A 19,140-nucleotide genomic window follows, 5' to 3' on the forward strand; every position below is an offset into this window, starting at 1 on the left:
CTCACGATAGAATAGCTGATTGAATTTATTTTTAATTTACCATTATTTAGAGGGATTATCAATGAATTAGGTAGACCACCTCAGTGTTTTGTTACTAAAATCAGCAGTGAAAATAGTAGTTTACTACATTCACTGCTGATTTATTTGATTACAAGACTGGGGACAACAAGCGTGAAAAGTTTTGCTTGAAGCGTAGCCAGTACCCTTGTTTTTTAATTATCTCGTCGGTTAGTAAGACACTTTTTTCTATATCTTCTTCAAAGACTTGCGCTAACATCCACGCAATGTCGGGATTGTAAATAAACGTACTTACCTCGAAATTCAATGAATAACTGCGAATATCTTGGTTTGTTGTGCCAACCATAGCTAATTCATCATCAATTACCATTGTTTTTGCATGAATAAACCCACTATCATAAATATAAATTTTAATGCCGCGTTTGTGTAAGTAATTTGCGTAATATTGTGTTGCGCGGTAAATAAAGGGATGGTCAGGCATACAAGGAATCATAATTCGCACGTCGACACCCGAACGAACCGCCACTAACAACGCATTAATCATACTATCATCAGGGATTAAATACGGTGTTTGAATCCAGACGCTCTTTTCTGCAGAAAAAATCATCCGAACAAACCCACTTTTCAAAATTTCTTCTTCTGAATCAGGACCATCTGAAACAACTTGTAAGGACAAATGCTCCACTTCATGATCTTCTGGTAATTTAAAATATTTTTCATGATACGTCATACGTTCTTCAGGATATTTGACTGAAGCATTCCAATCCATGATAAATATCTCTTGCAATGAAAATACGGCCGTCCCGACCAAACGAATATGGGTATCTCGCCAGTAACCAAATTTTTCGGTGACATTCAAATATTGATCCCCAACATTGAACCCGCCGGTCCAGCCAATTTTCCCATCGATGACAACAATTTTCCGATGCAAGTGATAATTTAGACGTGTTTTACGGATCATATCGCGAGAAGTAATAAAGGGAGCTACTTTTCCTCCAGCGTCAACGTAACGAGCAAAAAACTTTTTATTTGCGCCGGGTGAACCCCAAGGATCGTAAATTAAGTAAACTTCCACGCCTTCATGCAACTTTTCGATTAATACATCTAAAAATTGATTGCCAATTGTGTCATTAAAAAACGCATAATACTCCACATGAACGGTTTCTTTCGCTGCACGAATATCTTCAAATAATGCTTGGAATTTTTCTTGGCCATCTGTGAATAATTGCAAACTATTTCTTTTGGCCAACGGTGATGCGTCCATATTCCGGAAATAACGATTTAAAACTTTCGCATCATAAAGTAAATCATAACGTTTATCGCGCCCTGCTTTTTTGTTATCAACGTCCACTTTTTCTTTAATTCGTTGAACCATTTGTTTTTCATCATCAGACAATTTAAAAACTTCTTGTCCATCGATACCTCGCCCACAGAATAAGTAAATAATAAAGCCGATACCAGGCAAGAAAATCAACGTCATCATCCATGCTAAAACGCTGGAAATACTACGAGGTTTTCTAAAAACAGTAATTAAGGCAGCAATAACGTTAATTACTAATAAAAATAACAAAATCCAAACAAAAATTTTCATCGCTTACCTCCTTTTTACTTCATACTAAGATTATATCAAATAACAGTTAAATTAGGCGAATAATATGAGCGAGTATTCAAAAAAGAATTCATTTCTATAAGTGTTTCGCCTTTGATTCTCAGTTTTTCTGTACTATAATGAGGGCTGGATGTAAAGATTTTGAAAAGAGGTACTTATTTTATGGTCGTTGATTTGAAAATGTTAGCTATGATTTTTATCATTAATTTTGCGTATATTACCTTAAATACTATTCGTTTTATGTTAACGATGAAAGGTTATCGGGTTATTGCACCGCTGGTTAGTATGGCTGAAATAACAATTTATGTCTTAGGGCTAAGTATGGTTCTGAATCGGTTAGACAATCCTTTAAATTTACTTGTTTATGCGCTTGGTTACGCTGTTGGCATTAGTGTAGGAATTAAAATCGAAGACTATTTGGCCTTGGGTTATATTATGGTATCGGTTATCCTCCCTTCTACTACTGAACAATTTCATTTACCAGAAACACTTCGTGAACACGGCTATGGTGTTACGCAAAGTGTCGCCTACGGACGCGAAGGAGAACGAATGGTTTTAGAAATTCTTTCCCCAAGAAAAAACGAACGTACATTGTACAAATTAATCAATCAATTAGAGCCGAGAGCATTTATCATTTCCTATGAGCCTAAGTTCATTTCCGGTGGTTTTTGGACGAAAAAAGTTCGCAAAAGAAATGACGCCATTTCTCACTAAGAAGCGGCGTCATTTCTTGTTATTGATTTTTAGTTTACATAATAAAATTATCGTAACTTTAATTTATTCTAAGATAACTTAGAGAGTTCGTACCTAGTTGCTCGATCAATTGTTGCATAAAAACTAAGCGTTCGATGGCCGATCGGTTAGCAATTTTTTCATAATAAAATGCTAGAATATCCGACTGTGCTTCTAAAGGCTCGGCTTGTTCCGTTGCTACTGGTAAAAGGAGTTTTAAGTGGTCCTGGTCAATCGTAATCACTTGGGTCAAGTGCAAACTTTCTTGAAAAATATTAGGCACAGTACTGACTTTGCGGCCTCGCAGAGCTTGTTTAATGACTCTTCTCGCTTGCGAAAGATAGTATTCAGGATTTACGTCCCCTAGCAAGTCATATAAAGCGCTGAAGGCTTCTGGCAAGGGTTGCTCTTTGCCCAAGTAATCAAAATAACGAGGCATTGTTGGAACCTCTGTCTTTTCTTTTTCAAGCGTAATCATAGATAGTTGTGCCGAGGCCAATCTTTGTTTTTGATAAAATGAGGGGCCACCGCTCACGCCAAAAAAATAGTCTTCCTCTTCTGGAAACACTTGTGGCCAAAAAGATTCAGCTAGCCAAAATAATTGCTCTGTTACAGTTCCTTTAAACTTAGGAAGTTCGTCTTCAGCCAAGGTCAAACTCGCAACTTCAGCTGCCGTATAAATAGGAAAATTCAAACGATATTGACGATTTTCCCGAATGATTAACTGACAATCAATCATTTCTGATAAAAATTGTTCTAACTTGCCTTCTGTTGCAAAGGCCGCTTTTAATTGTCTTAAAATGATTCTTTCTTCCCGATGTTCATACATAAAAGTAACAAGAGGGAAAAAAAGTGATTGGTTGAGCAAATGATTGTATTGTTTCGTTTGTTGCGGAGAATGATAGTAAATTGCTAAATCATTCATGTTAACGCCCCTTTACTATTGAAGCGCCTAAGCAACAAGGAATTTATCGCGTTGCTTAGGCGCTTACGGTTTTAGTTAAAGACTTCTGTTAATTGTGGTACTACTTGTTTTTTACGAGAAACAACGCCGGGTAAGAACGCACGATTGTTAACTAATGTTACATTGAACGCTGCTTCAATTTTGGCTTGTTCCGCACCAATCGCTAATAATTCAGAATCACTGTCTAGGATATTCGTAATAATTAAGACAAACAAGTCATAATTATTGGCTGCATTTTCTGCGGCCATAGCTGCTTCTAATTCAGCTTGACGATCTAAAACTTCTGCTAAATCGACGGTATTTACTTGAGCAACGCGAACTGTTTTGCCGTTCATTGGGAAGCTCTTAGCATCTAAATCTAAAAGGACTTCAGCTGATTTATCGCTTAAATTTGTTCCTGCTTTTAATAAGTCAAGACCATAGCCTTCTAAATTAATTTCAGCAATATCAGCTAGGGCGTGCGCTGCATCGATGTCTTCTTGTGTGCAAGTTGGTGATTTAAATAATAATGTATCAGAAATAATCGCTGAGACCATCATACCAGCAATTTGAGCTGGTATTGTCACGTTATTTTCTTTAAACATTTTATAGATGATTGTACTGGTACACCCTACTGGTTCTGCACGATAATACAATGGATCTGCTGTTTCGAAGTTGGCAATCCGGTGATGATCCACTACTGCTAAAATGTTTACTTCAGCGATATCTGAAATGCTTTGTTGGAATTCGTTATGATCCACTAACATGACTTGGTTTGTTTCGCTAGCTGCTTCAGTGACAACACGTGGTGCTTCAATATTAAAATAATCTAAGGCATATTGAGTTTCTTCACTTGGTGTTCCTAAAGCGACAGCTTCTGTCTCTTTTCCTAATTCTTTTTGTAAGTAAGCAAAACTAATTGCTGCTCCGATAGCATCTGTATCAGGATTTTGGTGTCCAAAAACTAAAATTTTTGACATAATACACACTCCTTGGTTTTGATTCACTCTTAATGATAACAAAAAATAGAAAAGAAACAACAAAAAAATTGTCTTCTTTTCTATTTTTTCGTTTGTTAACGTGCTAGATAACCTTGATAGTCCTCGACATGTAGTAGTTTTTTCGCATTTTCAACACGATCATTTTTAGGAGGCTCAATTCCTTCTAATGGATAAGGAATACCTAGTTCTTCCCATTTGTACTTGCCCATCGTATGGTAAGGAAGCACTTCAACTTTATCTACATTGTTTAATGTTTTTATGAAGGCATCCAGACGGATTAAATATTCGTCGTAATCACTACGTTGAGGCACCAATACGTGGCGAATCCAAACAGGTTTGTCAATTTCAGATAAATAGGTAGCCATCTCTAAAATATTATCATTTGATTGCGTTGTTAACAGTTTATGCTGCTCGTTATCAATATGTTTGATGTCAAATAAGAGTAAATCTGTATACTTCATCAATTCATCAAATTGACTAATGAAGGGTTCTTCCCGAGTAAAAGGTTTGCCACACGTATCTAAGGTTGTATGAATGCCTTGTGCTTTGGCTTTTTTAAATAAATCGATTAAAAAGTCCATTTGCAATAGCGGCTCACCACCACTGACAGTGATACCACCCTTTTCGCCCCAATAAGAGCGAAAACGTAATGCTTCCTCTAATACTTCGTCAGTCGTCACCACACGACCACCGGAACCAATTTTCCAAGTATCTGGATTATGACAGAATTGACATCTCATGCGACACCCTTGTGTAAATACGATAAAACGGACACCTGGGCCATCAACGGTACCAAAATTTTCTGTTGAATGAATTCTACCTGTAACTGGTGTTGTCATAATGATCCCTCTTCTTTCAAACGAAAAGGATGACACGTTAAATGTCACCCTTTCAGTTAAATAATGTAAATGTTTTTTATAGTCTGTCGTGTGAAGTTCTTGAAATAACGTCTGCTTGTTGTTCAGGAGTTAAGTCACGGAATTTCACGGCATATCCAGATACACGGATAGTTAAGTTTGGATATTTTTCTGGATGTGCTTGTGCATCTAATAATAATTCGTTTGTAAATACGTTTACGTTTAAGTGGTAACCACCTTTATCGAAGTAGCCATCTAATACGTTACGTAAGTTGTTAATTCTTGTGTCGTCGTCTTTACCTAAACCATTAGGGTTGATGGTTTGTGTATTAGAAATACCATCTAAAGCGATTGTATATTCTAAACGAGCTGTTGAGTTTAATGAAGCTAACAAGCCATTTTTCTCACCTAAGAATTTACCGTCTTGATAACTTGGGTTCGCACCTGGTGCAAGAGGTTTGCCGGCACGACGTCCGTCAGGCGTGTTCCCTGTTGCTTTACCATAAACAACGTTTGAAGTGATTGTTAATAATGAAGTCGTTGGTTTAGAGTTACGGTATGTGTGTTGACGTTTAATTTGTGTCATAAAGTAATCTAAAATCCAGTTAGCCATTGCATCGGCTTCTTCGTTATCATTTCCGTATGTTGGGAATTCTTTTGTTGGTACATAATCAATTGCCATACCATCTTCGTCACGGATTACTTCTACTTCACCGTGTTTAATTGCCATGATACTATCAGTCGCATGAGAGATTCCGGCAATACCTGTTGCGAATGTCCGTTGTAAATCAGTATCCATTAAAGCTAATTGTGGTGCTTCATATGCATATTTATCATGCATATAATGAATAATGTTTAATGTGTTAACGTACAATTCAGCTAACCAGTCTAAGATGTCTTTATAGCGTTCCATGAATTCGTGGTAATCTAATTTGTCACCAGTCATTGGACGATATTTTGGTGCTACTTGCATTTTAGTTTTTTCGTCGACCCCGCCGTTAATTGCATAAAGAACAGCTTTCGCTAAGTTCGCACGAGCGCCGAAGAATTGCATATCTTTACCCATAACTGTTGCAGAAACACAACATGCGATTGCACAGTCGTCAGAACCCCAGTTTTCACGTAATAAGTCATCGTTTTCAAATTGGATAGATGAGCTTTCTTTCGCGATTTTAGCTGCATATGTTCTGAAGCCTTCTGGTAAGTGAGAAGAATACAATACAGTTAAGTTCGGTTCTGGAGATGGTCCCATGTTTGTTAAGGTGTGTAAGATACGGAAGTCATTTTTGGTAACTAATGAACGACCGTCAATACCCATACCAGCAATAGATAATGTTGCCCAAATTGGATAACCAGAGAATAATTGGTTGTATTCTGGTGTACGTGCAAATTTAACCATACGTAATTTCATGATTAAATGGTCAATCATTTCTTGTGCTTCAAATTCAGTGATTAAACCTGCTTCTAAGTCACGTTGGATATAGATATCTAAGAATGCTGAGATACGACCAATTGACATTGCCGCACCATTTTGAGATTTAATGGCACCTAGGTAACCAAAGTATAACCATTGGATTGCTTCTTGCGCATTTGCAGCAGGACGAGAAATATCGAAACCATAAGAAGCAGCCATTTGTTTTAAGTCATTTAACGCACGGTATTGTTCAGAAATTTCTTCACGTAAGCGAATAACATCGTCTGTCATTTCTTTGTTACCAGTGTTATCATGATCTTTTTTCTTTTGTTCCATTAAGTAGTCGATACCATATAATGCGATACGACGATAGTCACCGATAATACGGCCACGGCCATAAGCATCTGGAAGACCAGTAATGATTTTGTTTTTACGTGCTAAACGCATTTCAGCTGTGTAGGCATCAAAAACACCTTGGTTATGTGTTTTTCTGTATTCTGTGAAGATTTTTGTCATTTCTTCGTCAGTTTCATAACCATTTGAAACTAAGGCATTGTTCGCCATTTTAATACCACCGAATGGCATAAATGCTTGTTTTAATGGTACATCTGTTTGTAAACCGACAATTTTTTCTTCTTCTTTGATTAAGTAACCAGGTTCATGTGACGTAATAGTTGCTGGGATATCGCTATCCATGTCATAAACGCCATTTTTTTCATGTTGGATTTCAAATAATTCTTGTAGTTTTGTCCATAATTTGTCAGTGCTCGGAGCGATTGGTTCTAAGAAACTGTCGTCGCCTTTGTACTCTGTGTAGTTGTTTTGAATAAAATCACGAGTGTCAACGCTTGTTCTCCATTTGTCGCCTTTAAAGCCTTCCCATTGTTTCATGAAGTGTTTGCCTCCTTAGTTAACTGCTACTTGATTGTATGTAACAGCTTTATGTGATTAGTATAACACATAACCTTTTAGATGCAAGCGTTTTTTTATTATTTATTGCACTTTCTTAATAAATAAATGGGGAACGAAGATTCTAAACGCTGATATATAAACATTTATACTTGTGAAAATAAGAACGATTTATAGTTGTTATCACTTGTGAAAAATGTACTTCTGTATTAAAAACAGCAGCCATCTGTATTAATACAGATGGCTGCTGTGGAGATATTTATAACACAGTTCAGTTTGTTTGTTCTTCTTCAATCACTGCAGAATGCATCTCGTGGACTTCCATTACTTGGCCATCTTTTTGTTCATCGATGACAAAGGAACCGTTGGATGTTCGTTCACTGATTGGATAGTTTTTCGACTGAATAACTTCTTGTGTGCCTTTTTGCGTAGTAACTAATAAATCTAAATCGGTACTTTCAGACATAAAGACAACACGATGTGGATTTTTCTTCAATTCCCGCAAGACCATTAGTCCACGTTTTGCTCGTCCTAATTGTGTTAATTCTTGGGCTAACATGCGTTTAACACCGCCACGTTGGGTAACGATGACAATCGGTGTATCCCCTTCAGAATGAACCAGTAAACCATTAACGACATAATCGTCTTCTTTGAGGTTCATTGATTTAACTCCAGCCGCTTTACTACCCACGACTGGTACTTCATATAATGGATAACGTAAGCCAAAACCGCGATTGCTAACGAGGAAAACATCCAATAAGTCTTGATCATTTGTTAAATAAACATTGGTAATTTCATCTTGGTCTGATTTTAATTTCATACAAGATGTCGGGCGGCTCTTATAAGTGCGCCAAGGCTCAAAATCAGCCATTTTGGTTTGTTTAATCATGCCAGCTTTTGTAATGAAAACAAAGGTTTTTGTCGGACTTAACTCTTTATAAGGATATACAGCAATAATCGATTCATCGATAGCAAGATTTAAAATGGTTTGAGAAATATGTTCGCCAATTTCTTTCCAGCGTAAATCTGGCAACTCATGGACGGGGCGATAGATCATATTCCCTTTATTTGTTACTAGTAAAAGATGATCTAATGTATTGACTTCGCCAGCATATAATAAAAAGTCGCCTTCTTTCATGCCGATTTCTTCTGGTTTTGATGCTGTATAAGAACGAATACTACTCCGCTTGATATAGCCTTCGTGCGTCACGGTTACGACCACGTCTTCCTGCGCAACTAACACGGCTGTTTCAATCTTGATTTCTTGGATTTCCTCTTCAATTTGAGTTAAGCGCGGATTGCCATATTGCTTTTTAACTTCGCGAAGTTCTTTTTTCATGACTGAGAATAGTTCTTTTTCATTGTTTAAAATGTTCAATAACTCAGCAATTTGTTGTTCTAAAGTTTTCGCTTCTTCTTGTAAATCAGTAATATCCGTATTGGTTAAACGGTATAGCTGTAAAGTAACGATTGCTTCAGCTTGTTCTTCAGTAAACGCATAGTCGGATACTAAGTTCTTCTTCGCATCTTTTTTATCTTTACTGCCACGGATTGTTGCAATCACTTTATCTAAGATAGACAATGCTTTAATTAAACCAGCAACAATGTGCTCACGTTTGCGAGCTTTGTCCAACTCAAATTGACAACGGTTAATGATAACTGATTTGCGATGCGTAATGTAACTTTCTAAAATCCGTTTTAGGCCCACTTGTTGCGGGGTCATGTTGTCGATGGCTACCATGTTAAAGTTGTAATTGATTTGCAATTCAGTGTTTTTAAATAGATAATTTAAAATACCTTCTGCATTGACATCTTTTTTTAGTTCAACAACAATTTGCAAGCCAGTTCTGTCACTTTCGTCACGAACTTCGGCAATGCCGTCTACTTTTTTATTTAAACGGATTTCATCCATCTTCTTCACTAGCGTTGCTTTGTTGACTTCATAAGGAATTTCAGAAATGACAATTTGTTGTTTGCCGCCTTTTAAAGGCTCAATCTTTGTCTTCGCACGTAAAATTACTTTACCACGGCCGGTTTCGTAGGCTTTTTTAATTTCTGCTTTTCCTTGTAGAATCCCACCTGTTGGGAAATCTGGTCCTGGAATGTATTCCATTAATTTCTCTAAACTTGCATTAGGATGATCAATTAAATACACAGTTCCATCAATGATTTCCGCTAAATTATGCGTAGGAATTTCTGTTGCATAGCCTGCTGAAATCCCCGTTGAGCCGTTTACCAATAAATTAGGATATTTGGCTGGTAAAACAGTGGGTTCTTTTTCTGTATCGTCAAAATTCCAGACGAAATCGACGGTATTTTTGTCGATATCTTTTAACAACTCACCACTTAACTGTGATAAACGAGCTTCTGTATAACGCATCGCCGCTGGTGGGTCGCCATCCATACTTCCGTTGTTTCCGTGCATTTCAATTAGTACTTCCCGTAATTTCCAGTCTTGACTTAGACGCACCATCGCTTCATAAATACTGCTGTCGCCATGGGGATGATAATTCCCCATAATGTTTCCGACAGATTTTGCTGATTTACGAAAGCCTTTATCAAAGGTATTGCCGTCTTTATTCATTGAAAAGAGAATGCGGCGTTGTACTGGTTTTAGCCCATCTCGAATATCTGGTAGGGCCCGTTCTTGAATGATGTATTTGGAATATCTTCCAAAACGATCGCCCATTACTTCTTCAAGGGTTAATTCTTGAACTTCTTGGCGTTTTTCCAAAATTGTCACTCCCTACTCTATGTCAAACAAACTGATTTCAGTGTCATCGGTTTGTTCTGCTTCTTTTGTTTTTTCCGCATCTAAAAGACTTTCTCCTGTTGGTGCAGAAGTGTCTTCTTCTGAACGATCTAAAATACTGCCATCTTCTTCCAACGTAAATTGAACATGTTGTTCAATCCATTTTCGACGAGGTTCGACTTTGTCGCCCATTAATGTGGTCACACGGCGTTCTGCTTGAGCTGCATCATCAATCCGAACACGAATTAAGGTTCTAGTTTCAGGATCCATCGTTGTTTCCCAAAGTTGTTCTGCATTCATTTCCCCCAGACCTTTATAGCGTTGGAGCATATAGCCTTTACCAACTTTATCAATCACTTCTGCCAATTCACCATCGGTCCAAGCATACTCAATGACTGATTTTTTTCCAGTTCCTTTAGAGACTTTATAAAGTGGTGGTAAGGCAATGTAGACTTTGCCGGCTTCAATTAATGGTTTCATATAACGATAGAAGAACGTTAATAGCAACACTTGAATATGGGCACCATCGGTATCCGCATCGGTCATGATGATGATTTTATCATAATTACAATCTTCAATTGAAAATTCAGGACCAACGCCTGCGCCAATCGTATAGATCATAGTATTGATTTCTTCGTTTTTCAAGATGTCTTGCATTTTCGCTTTTTCCGTATTAATGACTTTTCCTCGTAGCGGTAAAATGGCTTGGAATTTCCGGTCGCGCCCTTGTTTTGCTGAGCCACCGGCCGAGTCTCCTTCGACAAGATATAGTTCATTTTTCTTAGGATTTCTGGATTGAGCCGGTGTTAATTTTCCAGAAAGTAACGATTCACCTTTTTTCCGTTTTTTACCGTTCCGGCTTTCTTCACGGGCTTTACGAGCCGCTTCACGGGCTTCACGGGCTTTAATCGCTTTCCGAATTAATGATTGACTCATTTCACTGTTTTCTTGTAAATAGAAGCCCATTTGTTCGCCTACGACGTTATCGACAACGGTTCTTGCTAAAGGTGTACCTAATTTTCCTTTGGTTTGGCCCTCAAACTGTAGTAAGTTTTCTGGTACTCGAATAGAAAGGACGGCTGCTAAGCCTTCACGGAAGTCGCTACCTTCTAAATTTTTATCTTTTTCTTTTAATAGTCCCACTTTCCGTGCATATTCATTGTACGCCTTCGTCATTGACGTTTTCATACCGACTTCGTGGGTACCGCCATCTTTTGTGCGGACATTGTTAACGAAAGATAAAACATTTTCAGAATAGCCATCGTTGTATTGGTAAGCTAATTCAACTTCAATACCTTCTTTGGCTCCTGAAAAATAAACAACGGGTGTTAATGTATCTTTTTCTTCATTTAGATAGGCAACAAATTCTTTAATACCTTCTTCGTAGTGGAAGACTTCTTCTTTGGGTTCTTCCCCACGTTCATCTGTTAAAGTAATTTTGACGCCTTTTAATAAGAAAGCTGATTCTCTCAAACGTTCTGCTAAAATTTCGTAAGAAAAATTTGTCGTAGAGAAAATGGTGTCGTCAGGTAAAAAAGTAACGGAGGTACCGTTGCGTTTTTTTGTTTTGCCGATTTTTTTTAAGGTACCAACTGGTTTACCGCCGTCCTCAAATCGTTCCATGTATTCTACGCCATCACGAACAATATGAACTTCTAACCACTTAGATAAGGCATTAACAACACTGGCACCTACCCCATGGAGTCCGCCTGAAGTTTTATAGCCACCTTGGCCAAACTTACCACCCGCATGTAAGACAGTAAAAATTACTTCTACTGTTGGGATACCAGAAGCATGCATCCCTGTTGGCATTCCGCGGCCAGAGTCTGCAACATAAATACTATTATCTTTTTGGATAGTTACGTTGATTTCATTCCCGTAGCCAGATAACGCTTCATCGACTGCGTTATCGACAATTTCATAGACTAAGTGATGGAGTCCACGGCTATCGGTTGAACCGATATACATACCAGGTCTTTTCCTCACTGCTTCCAATCCTTCTAGGACTTGGATAGAGGCATCATTGTACTCATTGTTAATTTTTTTAGCCAAAGAAAAAACTCCTTATACTTAGATTCTCGTTTAGTTAATAAGCGTACATTAACTATTTCTTAAAGAATTAGAAGAAGAGTGAGCCGGTTTCTTGCGTTTTCCGTTCGCTCCTTCTAAAACCATCATTACAATAATACTCTATCTGGGTCAAAAAAAAAAGAGCTTTCCGTTCAGGACGCTCTTTCTTTATAAAATTACACGTGTTTATTCAGCATCTGCCATTTTTGCCAATTCAATTTTAATACAACGGTCCATAATAACTTGACGACCTTCATTTAATAACAAGTTCGCTGCCTCTTCGTTTTCCAAACCTAGTTGGGCCCAAAAGACAGGCGCTTCTGTTTTCAATGTTTCTGCGGCCACTTCTGGCAAAAATTCACTCCGCCGAAAGACGTCAACAATATCAATCTTTTCAGGAATCTCTGTTAATGTCCCATAAACCGTTTCGCCAAGCACCGTTTCACCTTTTAAAACTGGATTGACAGGCAATACACGATAGCCATGTTGCTGTAAAATTTCCGCAATTTTGTAACTTGTGCGGTCGGGCTTGTTACTCAAACCAACCACCGCAATATTTTTTGCTTGTTTTAAAATATCAAAAATTTGATTTTGACTTGGATTCTCAAATGTCATTCACTCAACCCCTTTTTTCGTTCTTATTTATTATAACGCTGAGTAAAGGGTTTTGGCAAAATTATTCTCTGACTGCCGATAAAATAATTATTGGCTTTGCCAATCTGCTGGATAAGTCACGTAGACAAAGCGGGCATCACCCGTCACTGAAAATTGAATTTTGCTACTTTTCGGGATTAAAATAATTTCGCCGGCTGTTGCAGAAATTTTACGTCCGTCAATCAGTATATCTAATTGTCCTGAAATAATATAATCAATTTCATCGTATTCTAGTGTCCAGTCGAAGGTGGTATCTTTCATCACCATTAAACCGCAACCAAGGCGCGGACTTTCTTCTAAAGAAAACAGATCTTTTGTGTAAACAATGTCCGCTGGGTTGCCTGTATCTAAGCGGTCGTCTTCTGTTACGTCGATTTCGGGTAATTTGATGGACATAATTCCACTTGGATCCACTTGTTTAGTCGGCATTAATTTTTCTGTGACAATTTGTCGAACAAGCGTTTCAATCATTTCACGATTTAATTCTGTCATATTTACACCTCATTATTTCACTTCTGTTTCGGGTTTCCCTAGCATTCGATTTGCCATAAAGATAGCCACAAAAATGGCGGTAATCCCTCCAACTAATTTGCCAACAATCATTGGAAAAATCATTTCTTTTGCTACGCCTGCAGTAAAACCAAGGTGGTCACCTAAAACGAAAGAAGCCGAAACAGCAAAAGCGATATTAATAATTTTCCCTCGATTATCCATGTCTTTTAACATTTGGAACATGGGAATATTGTTAGCTAATGTAGCAACCATTCCTGCAGCCGCTACTTCATTCATTCCTAAAACTTTTCCTAGTTTCATCAATGGTTTATTAAAGACTTTCGTAATCACAGCTACTAAACAGAAAGCGCCAGCTAAAGTTAAAGCAATCCCGCCAACGACTTCAATTCCTTCAGTAACTGGTGCAATGCCAGGAATCACTGTAATTCCTAATAATAGTTGAATCGCCCCCACAACTAAACCAAAGATAGCGACAATCACTACGCCTTGACCAAAAATTTGGAAGCCTTTAATCATGCCCTTTGGCGCTAACCATAAACCTAAAATAATTAAAGCGGCAACAATAATAATTGGAATTAAGTTAGGAATAATCAATGACAATGGCATGCCAGCTGTTAAACCACCTGCTAATAAACCAAAAGGAATTGTAATAATCCCGCTCAAAACACCTGTTGCTAAGAATTGTTGGTCGTCTTTTTGGATAATGCCAAGCGCTACTGGAATTGTAAAGACTAACGTTGGTCCCATCATTGCACCTAAGATTGCCCCCGCAAATAAACCAGCTTGCGGATCATTGGCTAATTGTTGCGCTAACGCAAAGCCGCCCATATCATTGGCCAATAAGGTTGTGGCAAACATTGCTGGATCAGCCCCTAGTAATTCATAGACAGGAACGACAATCGGACTTAAAAGATTGGCTAAGACAGGCGCTAAAGTGATAATCCCTACCATAGAAAGCGCTAGAGAACCCATAGCCATAATCCCTTCCTCAAATTGCTCCCCTAAACCTAGTTTGTTGCCAATACATTTATCGATTCCTCCAATAATCATGAAAAGAACCATAATATACATAATAATTTCATTAATGCTCATGTCTCGTCCTCCCTATTCTTCCTCTGTAGAATCAATGACACCAACAATCATTGCATCAATTGGGACATTCGGATCTTCTGCCGAAATACGGGCAGCATTGCCTTGACTAATTAACACTTTGTCCCCGACACCAGCTCCAGCGTTGTCAGCAGCAATTAAAAATCCTTGCTTTTCGTCCTCTTGATTCAAAATATCAACCATCATAAATTTCCAGCCATTTAATTTTTCATCTTTTCTTGTTGACCAAAGGCTACCAGTCACTTTTCCTAAAAGCATCGTTTTTCCTCCTTACGTCAGCAATTGATGTTTCCTAGCATAATCTTTCGCTAACGGGGTTAAATAGGCGTTTTTACTTAAAGAAACACCTGATTCTGTCATTCTTATCAATTGTTTTTCAGTAATGTAGGTTCGTTTGGTCTCAGCCAAAGAACGAAGTTGTTTTTGACAGGCCGCCTGAAACACAGCGTAATTTTCTGAATCATGATAAAAAATCAGCCCAAACTGTTGGCACATGTCCACGTTTTCCTGAATCGTTTGTTTCAAACGATACTTCAATCGTGAATTTTTACTCACTGAAGGTATTGGGGTTAAAACCAATACCGGCTTACCTTCAAATAAGAATGCTAAGATGTTTTTGACTAATTCATCCGTTTCCTGTAAATGCGCAATCGCATTTACTTGGGAAATCGTTAGCCTCTTTACAACCAAGCCTCGTGCTAGCTTCTGCTCCTTGGTTACCCAATTTACATCAGGAAAACGAACAAACATTTCTTCAGGAAATGCTTCTTTTGCTTCTGCTAAAGCCACTGAATAAGACGACGACAGCAATTGTTGACAAATTTGATCAGTAATCTGTTGAATCAAATTTTCCATTTCAGAAACGTTCATTGTCTTGCCTCCTTTTACTTAAGAATGTAGCCACGAGCTCCTTTGGTTAAGCCGCAAGCGTTGGCTTCATCGTAGTCAATGTGCATGTACGTTGCAAATCGCGGACTGATTCGCACAACCACATCATCAAAGATTAACGGACGTGTGCCTTCCACTTTGACTTGCACAATTTGGCTATTGCTTACTTTATTTTTCAAGGCGTCTTCGGGTGTCATGTGAATATGACGTTTGGCAACAATTAAGCCGTGACTTAATGTCACAACTGCTGATCCGTTCATCAGCGTGACGCCAGGTGTCCCTTCTGTCTTGCCACTCTCTCTAACTGGGGCATTAATTCCTAAAATACGCGTATCCGTCATAGAAACTTCGACTTGTGATTCGCTACGTTCAGGGCCTAAAATAACCACATTTTGAAAGAGTCCTTTAGGTCCAGCAACCGTAATTCGTTCTTTACAAACGAACTGTCCAGGTTGTGATAAATCTTTCACTTTTGTTAGTTGATATCCTGGTCCAAATAATGCATCAATCTCTTGACGAGACAAATGAACATGTCGGCCAGAAGCTTCAACTTCAAAAGTATTTTGTTGTTGTTGCTGAATTCGTTTAACAACTTCTTCAACAATTTCATTCATTGAATCCAATTTGTTCATCTCCTAGTTTCGTGATATTTCAGCCATGGTGCTAATTAATTCTGTAGCCCAAGCTTGAAAAAGTCCGAACAGTTGTGATTCTCCTTTTAACTGGAGAATAATTTTATCTAGTTGTAATTGAATTTCTTTTGAGGAATAGCGCCATTGTCTCTGTTGGTTAGTTAGAATAGTTACCTTTGATTCCAAAATGACTGGTTCCATTACAAGCGACTGTTCTAAAATAAATTTCTCTAACCACTGTTGTTGTTGTTCGAAATATAACCAACCTTCTGTTGATAACGCTTCATTCGTTAAGAAAGGCAAATACAATAGATGGCTTAAGTGCCGAATCTCATAAATTGTTTCTTTCGATAAATGTTCTTGTTTTTGTGAGGAGGCCTTCACTGAATGAACCTCAGAAAGCAATGGGTTTGTTGAAGAGAAGCTGCTATTAATCCGATGCTCGCGTAGATAGCTTTTGGCGGCTGGCGTCAGAAAACTGCCTACAGGAAACACAAAATCCGTGCCATCTTCTAGTTCTTTTTTTAGCCTTTTGATGCGAAGCATATCTTCTGTAATAACTGTCATAACACCCCTCCTCAATGAAAGTTTAGGACAGAAGTAATGAACCTACCTCTGCCCCAAAAAATCAAAATTATAATTCAGTTGTTGCGTGTGGTAAAATAGCGTCTACTTCTGTATGTGGACGTGGAATTACATGGACAGATAATAATTCGCCAACACGTTCTGCTGCAGCAGCACCAGCATCTGTTGCTGCTTTTACAGCACCAACGTCACCGCGAACCATTACTGTAACTAAACCGCCACCGACTTGTTCTTTTCCAATTAAAGTAACGTTTGCCGCTTTCACCATTGCATCGGCTGCTTCAACAGCACCTACTAAACCACGAGTTTCGATCATTCCTAAAGCATTTGTACTTGACATTATAATTTCCTCCTAAGATGTATGTTTTATTTTTAAAAATTTGGGACAATTAGCAATTTGACTTAGGTCCCAAACCCTAAATCCAATAATTTATTTGTTTTACTCTTACTCGCTCGTTTCTTGTTAGTTTAAGCGAGCTAAAACTTGAGCTACCACGGCATTTACTAGTTCTTCTTGATTGGTTGTTTCGCAAGAAGTAGCCACAGATGTGGTTGATGTTTGACCAAATTCTTGACGAATCTCTTCTAAATCACGCACGCCATATGCAACACGACGTAAATTGAACAGATTTTCAACCCCAATATTATCAGAAGTTGAGCTGCCACCAACTGCGCCACAGCCAAGTGTTAATGCTGGCACTAAGTTAGTTGAAGCACCAATGCCGCCAAGTGTACCAGAGGTGTTAACAAGCAAACGAGAGACGGGTTTTCTTAAGCCAAATTCACGAATGACTTCTTTGTTTTCTGTGTGAATGCCCATTGTATGACCCGCACCTTCACCTTTCAAAATTTCAATTGATAACGCGCAAGCTGCTTCCCAGTTTTCAACTGTATAGAAAGCAATAATCGGTGCCAATTTTTCTCTTGAAAATGGATATTTCAAGCCTACATGTGTTTCTTCGGCAACAATTAAGCGGCGATCTTTTGGAATAGATAAACCAACTAATGAAGCAATATGTTGAACGGAACGTCCCACGATTTGCGGGTTCATTGTACCGTTTGGTCGTAAAATAAATTTAGCTAATTTGTCGGCTTCGGCTGGACTTAAGAAATACGCTCCCTGCTTAATTAACTCTTCTTTGACCGCTTCACGGTTGACAGTTTCAACAATAATTGATTGTTCCGATGCACAAATTGTACCGTTATCGAAAGTTTTTGAATCCATTATTTGTTTCACTGCATGAGGAACATTTGCGCTTCGTTCGATGTAGGCTGGTCCATTACCAGGCCCAACACCGATTGCTGGTGTTCCAGAAGAGTACGCGGCTTTAACCATTGCGTTTCCACCAGTAGCTAAAATTAAATTTGTTTCTTTATTTTTCATTAATTCGCTGGTCGCTTGCATGGTTGGCGTTTTGATGACCGAGACACAACCTTCTGGTGCCCCTGCAGCAATAGCCGCTTTTTGGATAATTTCCACTGTTTCAATAATCGATTTCAACGCATTGGGATGTGGTGAAAAAACAATGCTGTTGGCAGCTTTTAATGAAATTAATGCTTTGTAAATGACTGTTGATGTCGGGTTGGTAGAAGGAATTAATCCTGCAATTACACCCACTGGGACAGCAATTTCAGTGACTTTTTTGGCAGCATCATCATGGATCACACCAACTGTAGCTTTGTCCTTCATTTCGTCATATACTACTTTTGAAGCGAAAGCATTTTTGATGATTTTATCTTCATAGATACCAAATCCTGTTTCTTCATTGGCCATTTTCGCTAACTTTTCTCGTTGGTTAAATGTAGCCTCTGAAACCGCTTGAACAATCGCATCGATTTGTTTTTGCGAAAATGTTGCTAATACTTGCTGTGCCTCTTTGGCTTTTCTGATTAAATTTCTTGTTTCTTGGATGGAACGTAAGTCTTTATCTACTAATTCCACTCGTCTTCACTTCTTTCTATTTCAGCCATGATTGCTTGAATTAAAGCTTCTTTATTGGCAAATTTAATCTCACTTTTCTTTAAACTACTTAGGTTCATTTTGTAGGCTTGTTTGCGTAAATCAACCACGCGTTGTGTTTCTAATTTTTGGCGTGTGCCTGTGTGTTCTTCCAAATCTGGTGTTTCAATCTCTTCTTCAATTACTTCTACTTGTTCCATCGGTTCAGGTGCTGACTTGGGTTCTGGATCTGATAAAATCACTTCCGTTTGAGCATCAACCCGTGAGATCACATGATGAGCAATTAAACAATTTAATTCTTTAGCTACTTCCGTACCTACTTCAACGGCAGCTTGAACCGCGGCAACGTCACCAATCAGTTCCACAGTTGTTAAACCGCCATTAATAATTTCAGCTTTTAACAAAGTAACGTCGGCGGCTTTCAATGCCGCATCGGCCACACTAATGGCACCTAAAAATCCTTTGACTTCGACCATTCCTAATGCTTTCATTC

At 38.3% G+C, this 19,140-nt stretch carries 18 protein-coding genes; 1 reads left to right on the forward strand and 17 read right to left on the reverse strand.

Annotated elements, in window-relative coordinates; genetic code table 11:
* Positions 1-148: 148 nt before the first annotated feature.
* Positions 149-1,609, reverse strand: coding sequence for a cardiolipin synthase (gene cls / locus IGK54_RS06825; RefSeq protein WP_002371124.1), 1,461 nt, complete (start codon positions 1,607-1,609; stop codon positions 149-151).
* A gap of 180 nt (positions 1,610-1,789) precedes the next feature.
* Between cls and IGK54_RS06830 the strand changes: the two genes are divergently transcribed.
* Positions 1,790-2,341, forward strand: a complete 552-nt coding sequence (locus IGK54_RS06830) for a DUF2179 domain-containing protein (RefSeq protein WP_002361848.1) — start codon at positions 1,790-1,792, stop codon at positions 2,339-2,341.
* 58 nt (positions 2,342-2,399) lie between these two features.
* On the opposite strand, the gene IGK54_RS06835 is transcribed toward IGK54_RS06830, so the two are convergent.
* The 16 genes from IGK54_RS06835 to IGK54_RS06910 all read right to left on the reverse strand — a co-directional run bounded on the left by IGK54_RS06835 (position 2,400) and on the right by IGK54_RS06910 (position 19,138).
* Entirely contained in the window at positions 2,400-3,284 is an 885-nt protein-coding gene (locus IGK54_RS06835; protein ID WP_142957185.1) for a DUF1803 domain-containing protein, read from the reverse strand.
* Positions 3,285-3,355: 71 nt separating this feature from the next.
* Positions 3,356-4,282, reverse strand: a complete 927-nt coding sequence (locus IGK54_RS06840) for a manganese-dependent inorganic pyrophosphatase (protein ID WP_002360265.1) — start codon at positions 4,280-4,282, stop codon at positions 3,356-3,358.
* 95 nt (positions 4,283-4,377) lie between these two features.
* Complete coding sequence (gene pflA, locus IGK54_RS06845; RefSeq protein ID WP_002357530.1) at positions 4,378-5,142, reverse strand: pyruvate formate-lyase-activating protein; 765 nt, start codon at positions 5,140-5,142, stop codon at positions 4,378-4,380.
* A 76-nt stretch (positions 5,143-5,218) separates the two neighbouring features.
* Positions 5,219-7,465 (reverse strand): formate C-acetyltransferase, encoded by a 2,247-nt coding sequence (gene pflB, locus IGK54_RS06850; protein ID WP_002357529.1) that lies wholly within the window; start codon positions 7,463-7,465, stop codon positions 5,219-5,221.
* A 289-nt stretch (positions 7,466-7,754) separates the two neighbouring features.
* The gene (parC, locus tag IGK54_RS06855) at positions 7,755-10,217 is read right to left on the reverse strand and encodes a DNA topoisomerase IV subunit A (RefSeq protein WP_002357527.1); all 2,463 of its coding nucleotides are present in this window, start codon (positions 10,215-10,217) and stop codon (positions 7,755-7,757) included.
* A 12-nt stretch (positions 10,218-10,229) separates the two neighbouring features.
* Positions 10,230-12,287 carry a DNA topoisomerase IV subunit B gene (gene parE / locus IGK54_RS06860; protein WP_086325786.1) on the reverse strand — a complete coding sequence of 686 codons (2,058 nt, stop codon included), beginning with the start codon at positions 12,285-12,287 and terminating at the stop codon, positions 10,230-10,232.
* Between the two features lie 204 nt (positions 12,288-12,491).
* Positions 12,492-12,920 carry a CoA-binding protein gene (locus IGK54_RS06865; protein WP_002365680.1) on the reverse strand — a complete coding sequence of 143 codons (429 nt, stop codon included), beginning with the start codon at positions 12,918-12,920 and terminating at the stop codon, positions 12,492-12,494.
* An 87-nt stretch (positions 12,921-13,007) separates the two neighbouring features.
* Positions 13,008-13,451 carry an ethanolamine utilization protein EutQ gene (locus IGK54_RS06870; protein ID WP_002357522.1) on the reverse strand — a complete coding sequence of 148 codons (444 nt, stop codon included), beginning with the start codon at positions 13,449-13,451 and terminating at the stop codon, positions 13,008-13,010.
* Positions 13,452-13,463: 12 nt separating this feature from the next.
* A complete protein-coding gene (eutH, locus tag IGK54_RS06875) occupies positions 13,464-14,564 on the reverse strand; it encodes an ethanolamine utilization protein EutH (RefSeq protein ID WP_002357520.1) in 1,101 nt (366 codons plus the stop codon).
* Between the two features lie 12 nt (positions 14,565-14,576).
* Complete coding sequence (locus tag IGK54_RS06880) at positions 14,577-14,840, reverse strand: EutN/CcmL family microcompartment protein (RefSeq protein ID WP_002357519.1); 264 nt, start codon at positions 14,838-14,840, stop codon at positions 14,577-14,579.
* Between the two features lie 12 nt (positions 14,841-14,852).
* Positions 14,853-15,452, reverse strand: a complete 600-nt coding sequence (locus IGK54_RS06885) for a TIGR02536 family ethanolamine utilization protein (protein ID WP_002382339.1) — start codon at positions 15,450-15,452, stop codon at positions 14,853-14,855.
* A 14-nt stretch (positions 15,453-15,466) separates the two neighbouring features.
* Positions 15,467-16,102, reverse strand: a complete 636-nt coding sequence (gene eutD / locus IGK54_RS06890; RefSeq protein ID WP_002357516.1) for an ethanolamine utilization phosphate acetyltransferase EutD — start codon at positions 16,100-16,102, stop codon at positions 15,467-15,469.
* A 3-nt stretch (positions 16,103-16,105) separates the two neighbouring features.
* Complete coding sequence (locus IGK54_RS06895) at positions 16,106-16,669, reverse strand: hypothetical protein (protein WP_002382340.1); 564 nt, start codon at positions 16,667-16,669, stop codon at positions 16,106-16,108.
* A 67-nt stretch (positions 16,670-16,736) separates the two neighbouring features.
* A complete protein-coding gene (locus tag IGK54_RS06900) occupies positions 16,737-17,027 on the reverse strand; it encodes a BMC domain-containing protein (RefSeq protein ID WP_002357513.1) in 291 nt (96 codons plus the stop codon).
* A gap of 123 nt (positions 17,028-17,150) precedes the next feature.
* A complete protein-coding gene (locus tag IGK54_RS06905; RefSeq protein WP_002357511.1) occupies positions 17,151-18,629 on the reverse strand; it encodes an acetaldehyde dehydrogenase (acetylating) in 1,479 nt (492 codons plus the stop codon).
* The gene (locus tag IGK54_RS06910) at positions 18,620-19,138 is read right to left on the reverse strand and encodes a BMC domain-containing protein (protein ID WP_002357510.1); all 519 of its coding nucleotides are present in this window, start codon (positions 19,136-19,138) and stop codon (positions 18,620-18,622) included. The genes IGK54_RS06905 and IGK54_RS06910 overlap by 10 nt, the downstream gene beginning before the upstream one ends.
* Positions 19,139-19,140 lie beyond the last annotated feature (2 nt).

Source organism: Enterococcus sp. DIV2384 (assembly GCF_050534975.1).
Lineage (GTDB): Bacteria > Bacillota > Bacilli > Lactobacillales > Enterococcaceae > Enterococcus > Enterococcus faecalis.